This window comes from Polaromonas sp. P1_E3 (assembly GCF_056405935.1).
Window position 1 is genome coordinate 1 of the sequence record NZ_JBFUBD010000198.1, and the last position, 5,105, is coordinate 5,105.

At 62.5% G+C, this 5,105-nt stretch carries 6 protein-coding genes; 2 read left to right on the forward strand and 4 right to left on the reverse strand.

The genetic code is table 11. From position 1 onward, the window contains the following. On the reverse strand, nt 1–267 hold a 267-nt coding region (locus AC1D0Z_RS15740), incomplete at its 3' end, for a hypothetical protein (RefSeq protein WP_477659160.1). 199 nt (nt 268–466) lie between these two features. On the opposite strand from AC1D0Z_RS15740, the gene AC1D0Z_RS15745 reads away from it, so the two are divergent. Beyond that, the gene (locus AC1D0Z_RS15745) at nt 467–1,444 is read left to right on the forward strand and encodes a Bug family tripartite tricarboxylate transporter substrate binding protein (protein WP_477659161.1); all 978 of its coding nucleotides are present in this window, start codon (nt 467–469) and stop codon (nt 1,442–1,444) included. Between the two features lie 57 nt (nt 1,445–1,501). On the opposite strand, the gene AC1D0Z_RS15750 is transcribed toward AC1D0Z_RS15745, so the two are convergent. From AC1D0Z_RS15750 to AC1D0Z_RS15760, 3 genes are read right to left on the reverse strand one after another with little or no spacing between them, the layout of a single operon-like run. Beyond that, nucleotides 1,502–2,437: a hydroxyacid dehydrogenase gene (locus tag AC1D0Z_RS15750; protein WP_477659162.1), complete on the reverse strand. Its 936-nt coding sequence runs from the start codon at nt 2,435–2,437 to the stop codon at nt 1,502–1,504. A gap of 17 nt (nt 2,438–2,454) precedes the next feature. Further along, nucleotides 2,455–3,135: an RraA family protein gene (locus AC1D0Z_RS15755; RefSeq protein ID WP_477659163.1), complete on the reverse strand. Its 681-nt coding sequence runs from the start codon at nt 3,133–3,135 to the stop codon at nt 2,455–2,457. A 1-nt stretch (nt 3,136) separates the two neighbouring features. After that, on the reverse strand, nt 3,137–4,105 hold the full coding sequence (locus AC1D0Z_RS15760) for a Bug family tripartite tricarboxylate transporter substrate binding protein (RefSeq protein ID WP_477659164.1): 969 nt from the start codon (nt 4,103–4,105) through the stop codon (nt 3,137–3,139). Between the two features lie 111 nt (nt 4,106–4,216). Here AC1D0Z_RS15760 and AC1D0Z_RS15765 point away from each other — a divergent pair, with 111 nt between their 5' ends. Continuing rightward, entirely contained in the window at nt 4,217–4,972 is a 756-nt protein-coding gene (locus AC1D0Z_RS15765) for an IclR family transcriptional regulator (protein WP_477659165.1), read from the forward strand. The last annotated feature ends 133 nt before the right edge of the window (nt 4,973–5,105 follow it).

Sequence of the window (5,105 nt, forward strand, 5' to 3'; positions counted from 1 at the left end):
CCCTACGGGCCATGCGGCGACCTTCACCACGTCAGTCAGGCCCAGGTATTCCATGATGTTGACGCCAAATGATCCCCAAAATCCCCACAGGTATAAAGCACCGACCGCAATGAAATACGCGGAAAGAATAGGTAGTAGCGTTGTGACTTTCAGCGTTTCCCGCTCAGAGCTCTGGCTTGGTAACTGGTCCATATAACTCCACTGTAGATTTGTCAAAGCATAGCTGTGACGCTGTTTGGCTTTGAACTTATGAGTCTGCATCTTCAATCGCGTATTGGCAGGTCCGAAAACGACCGACACCCTGCAGGATATGTCCGAAAAAGCGTGGCGACCATGTGGTTGCTAGCCGCCCCGATTCATGTCTCGCACCTCTCTTCAGGCACACAACTTGCATCCCTTGCCCTAAGGCGAACAAGTTTGCCATACGAACTGCCGACGCCCTGCACTCCAACTCCGAAAGCCACCTATGTCATTCACCCGCACCGCTTGCCTGGCGCTTTGCGCCGCGTCCAGTCTGGCTCTGACTGCCCCCTCCTTCGCGCAAGAGCCCTACCCCAGTCACCCGGTCAAGGTCATCGTCGCGCTGCCGGCTGGCGGCAGCGTCGACATGGTGGCCCGGCAGGTCAGCCAGCAGCTGACCACCGACCTGGGCCAGCCCTTTGTGGTGGACAACCGGGCCGGCGGCTCGGGGCAGATTGGGGTGCCGGTGGTGGCCAAGGCGGCGCCGGACGGCTACACCATCATGGTGTCGCCGGCGTCTTTTTTGACGACGAACAAGAGCATTTTCAAAACCCTGCCCTACAACCCGGAAACCGACTTTGTGGCGGTGACCAAGCTGGTCAACCAGGCCATGGTGCTGGTGGTGAACGACAAGGCGAAGTATGGAACGCCGGCGAGCATTCTGGCGGCGGCCAAGGCCAACCCGGGCAAGCTGACGTATGCCTCTTCTGGTGACGGCAGCCCGCAGCACCTGGCCGGGCTGATGTTTGAAAGCCAGACCGGCGCGAAGCTGCTGCACGTTCCCTACAAGGGCGGTGCGCCGGCCATTACCGACCTCATCGGCGGCGTGGTGGACATGGCCTTTGCCCCGCTGCCGGAGGCGCTTCCGCACATCAAGTCGGGCAAGCTGCATGCGGTGGGTGTGCTGAGTGAGAAACGCGCCATTTCTGCGCCGGACATTCCCACGCTGCGCGAAGGCGGCGTGAACAACGTGGTGCTGTCGGCATGGATTGGCCTCTTGGTGCCCGCCAAAACGCCGCAGCCTGTGATCGACAAGATCAGCAAGTCTGCGAAGGCTTTCCTCAGAGGCGATGCCAAGACCAAACTGCTGGAAATCGGCATGGAGCCGGCACCCGATGAGGCCAAGCCCCTGGCGCAAGTGATTTCAGAAGAGATTCGCATCCACGCCGACCTGGTGAAAGCCGCCGGCCTGGTGCCGCAGTAAAAGCGAAAGGCGCTGGCCGGGCTGGGGCGCATGCCCCAAGTAGCCGTCGATAAGTAGCTAAGCCAAAGCCCCAGCGGTAACGCCTTCAATCACGCTTCGCGCATTGCGCGCCGCCGCAACGCCCATGTTCACGTAGGCGTTGCTCGTGACACCGCCGATGTGGGGGCTCAGGATGAGACCCGGCTCGTTCTGGAAGGGGTGCCCCGGCGCCATGGGTTCCACGCTGAAGCTGTCCAGGCCTGCGGAATGGATTTGGCCGCTGCGCAGGCCTTCGAGCAAAGCGGCCTCATCCACCAGCCCACCGCGCGCCGTGTTGATGATGATCACACCTCTTTTGCACTTTGCCAGTGTGGCGCCATTCAGCAGGTTGCGGTTCTCATCCGTCAGCGGGCAATGCAGAGAAATCACGTCGGCTTTGTGCCAAAGCGTTTCGAGCTCGACCCGTGTCATGAATTCCGGCAGCTCGTTGGCGTAAGGGTCATAGCCCAGGACCTCCATGCCCAGTGCACTCGCCATGCGTGCAAAGCGCAGCCCGATGGCACCCAGGCCTATCAACCCGACAGTCTTGCCATACAGTTCCACGCTTTTGTGGGTGGCCTTGTCCCAGTGGCCGGCATGCATGCGCGCGTCCAGTACGGGAATTGACTTTGCACAGGCGAGCATCAATGCCAGGGCCTGCTCGGCGACGGCATTGGCGTTGGCGCCGGCCGCGGCACGCACTTCGACGCCCCGCGCGGCGGCTGCCACCTTGTCGATGGTGTCGGTGCCGCTGCCGTGTTTGGAGATCACGCGCAGGGATGGCGCCGCGGCGATGGCGGCTGCGCCCACCTTGCTGTAGCGCACGATGATGCCTACCGGGTCGTGTCGCTGGCAGAGGGCGACGATGTCTTCTTCCGTCGGCGTCTTGCCGGCGTAGATGACTTCGTAACCCTGCAAAAGCGCCAGCGCTTCCGGCGCAAGATCTGCCGCAGTGACCAGAATGACCGGTTTCATGACAGGTTGCCTGTTGCTCACAGCGACTCGCCTTCTTTCAGCACACCGGCGCTGCGCAGCGCTGACTCTAGCCATTTCGCTGCCGTGTCGCCTTTTTTGATCGCCGCTATCCGTGCGTTTTCGTCGGCCACTTTTTTCGCAGCGGCCGGCAGCAGGGATTCGATCTTCTCGCGCTCCACCACGACAACACCGTCTGCGTCACCCATCACGAAGTCGCCCGCCTGCACGGTGACGCCACCCACCGTCACAGCGTGGCCGATGCGGCCCGGGCAGGTTTTGGTGGGGCCGTTCGGGTTGTACCCGGCCGCAAAGACAGGGAAATCCATTTCGTCGATTTCGAGGGTGTCCCGCACTGCGCCGTCAATGACAACACCGACGATACCCAGCTGTTTGCAGGCGGTCATCATGATGGTGCCCATCAATGCCGCGGTGAGGTCACCCTTGCCGTCAATCACCAACACATCACCCGGCTGTGCCAACGACATGGCCGCGTGGATCATCAGGTTGTCGCCGGGGCGGACTTCAACGGTGAACGCCGTTCCGGCAAATTTCATGCGAGGGCGCAATGCCTTGATGCGCCCGTGCATGGCGCCCCTGCGGCCGGCCACGTCAGCCAGGATGGCGGGCTGGAATGCAGCGGCCTGGCGCACAACGGCGGCCGGCACGCGGTGAAATTTGCGGATGATGTCTTGTGTCATGTCAATCTACTTTCGCACCGGATTCTTTAACAATCTTGCCCCAGCGGGTGATGTCTTCACGAATCAGTTTGCTGAATTGCTCCGGCGTGCTCCCTGCCACGTCGGCGCCCTGGTCGCGCAGCTTCTTGCGCAGGTCGGCCGCCTGCAGCGCCTTGTTGATGTCGGCGTTGAGCTTGGCGACGACTTCCTTCGGCAGGTTTGCGGGCCCGGCAATACCGAACCAAGTCACGGCCTCGAAGCCCTTGTAGCCGGACTCGGCAACGGTTGGCACCTGCGGCAGGTCTTCGGTGCGTTTGGCCGACGTGACGGCGATGGCGCGCATCTTTCCGTTCTTGATATGGCCGATGAGCGTGGGGATGGAAGACACATAGAGCTGCACCTGCCCGCCAATCAGGTCGGTGGCTCCCTGTGCTGCACCTTTGTACGGCACGTGCGTCAGCTTGACGTCTGCGGCCTTCTGGAAGGATTCGGTCGCGAGGTGTGCGACGGTGCCGTTGCCGGAGGTTGCGTAGTTGAGGGAGCCGGGTTTGGCCTTGGATGCCGCCACGATGTCGGCAAGCGTCTTGTACGGCGAGTCCGCCGCGACGACGATGACCAGCGGCGCGCTCGCCACGAGGCTCACGGGCGTGAGGTCCTTCACGGGGTCGTACGGAAGCTTGGGGTACAGGCTGGTGTTGATCGCCAGGTTGCTGGTCTGGCCGAGCACCAGCGTGTAGCCGTCTGCCGGCGACTTCGCCACGGCGTCCACGCCGAGGTTGCCGCCCGAGCCCGGCTTGTTGTCAACGATGAAGTTGTAGCCCGAGCCCGTGATCTTGTTCGTGACTTCGCGGGCGATGATGTCAGTGCCGCCGCCGGCCGGGAACGGGACGACAAGGCGGATGGGTTTGGTGGGCCAGGCCTGCGCAAAGGCGCTGGTGGCCAGGGAACATGCGATGGCAGCGGCCAGCACGCAACGGCGGGAAAGTTTCATGAATATGTCTCCAAGGCTCCGCTTTAAAACAATAGCTGCGGTATGGGTGTGACTGTAGGCGTGCGTTGCACGCCATACAATACCGTTTCATACAGTGAACCATGGTGCGGCATGCGCAACGATCCAGCAAATAAGCCAGTTGAGACCGGCGGCGGCGTCATCGCGGTGACGCGGGCGCTTTCGCTGATGGAAGCTTTTGAGGTGGGCGAGTCAACGCTTTCGCTGGCGGAATTGAGCCGGCGCTCACACATGCACAAGACGACGGTGCTGCGCCTGGCGCGCACGCTGGCCCTGTCGCAGTACCTGGTGCAGGCCGACGACGGTCAGTGGCGGCTGGGGCCGGCCGCCGGCTGGCTGGGGGCGCGCTACCAGGCCGGGTTCGACGTCAACCGCATCGTCGAGCCCACGCTGCACGAGCTCGTCGAGGCAAGCGGCGAAAGCGCGTCGTTCTACGTGCGCGAAGGCGACATTCGCGCCTGCGTGGCGCGTGTCGAAGGGCCGCAATCAGTGCGGCACCACGTGYGTGTTGGCGAGCGGCTGCCTCTGAACAAGGGCGCGCCGGGGCGTGTGATCCTGGCCTTCAGCGGCGCAKCGGGAGAACCGTATGAATCGATCCGTGAGCAGGGGTACCAGATCTCAATGGGCGAACGCGAAGCCGAAGTGGCCAGCGTCGCGGCGCCGGTGTTCGGCCTTAACTGGCGATTGCTGGGGTCCATCTGCATCTCGGGCCCGAGTGCGCGGCTGCCAAAGACCAAACTGATGAAGCACGCAAAGAGTGTCATCCGCGCGGCGAACCAGCTGTCGTATGCGCTCGCCGGAAGCAAGTCGGCTCAGACGCCGCGGGCGGTGTCGCGCTGGCATCCTTGAAAGTGGCTGTGAGCCGTCTTAAAGTCTTAAAGTAGTTGCGGAAAAACGAGCTCTCAGAGCTGGCGCACAACCAGCCAGGCACACAAGCCCACAAGCAGAACCCCAGCAGCGGCAAGCCCAATCGCAGTGGAAT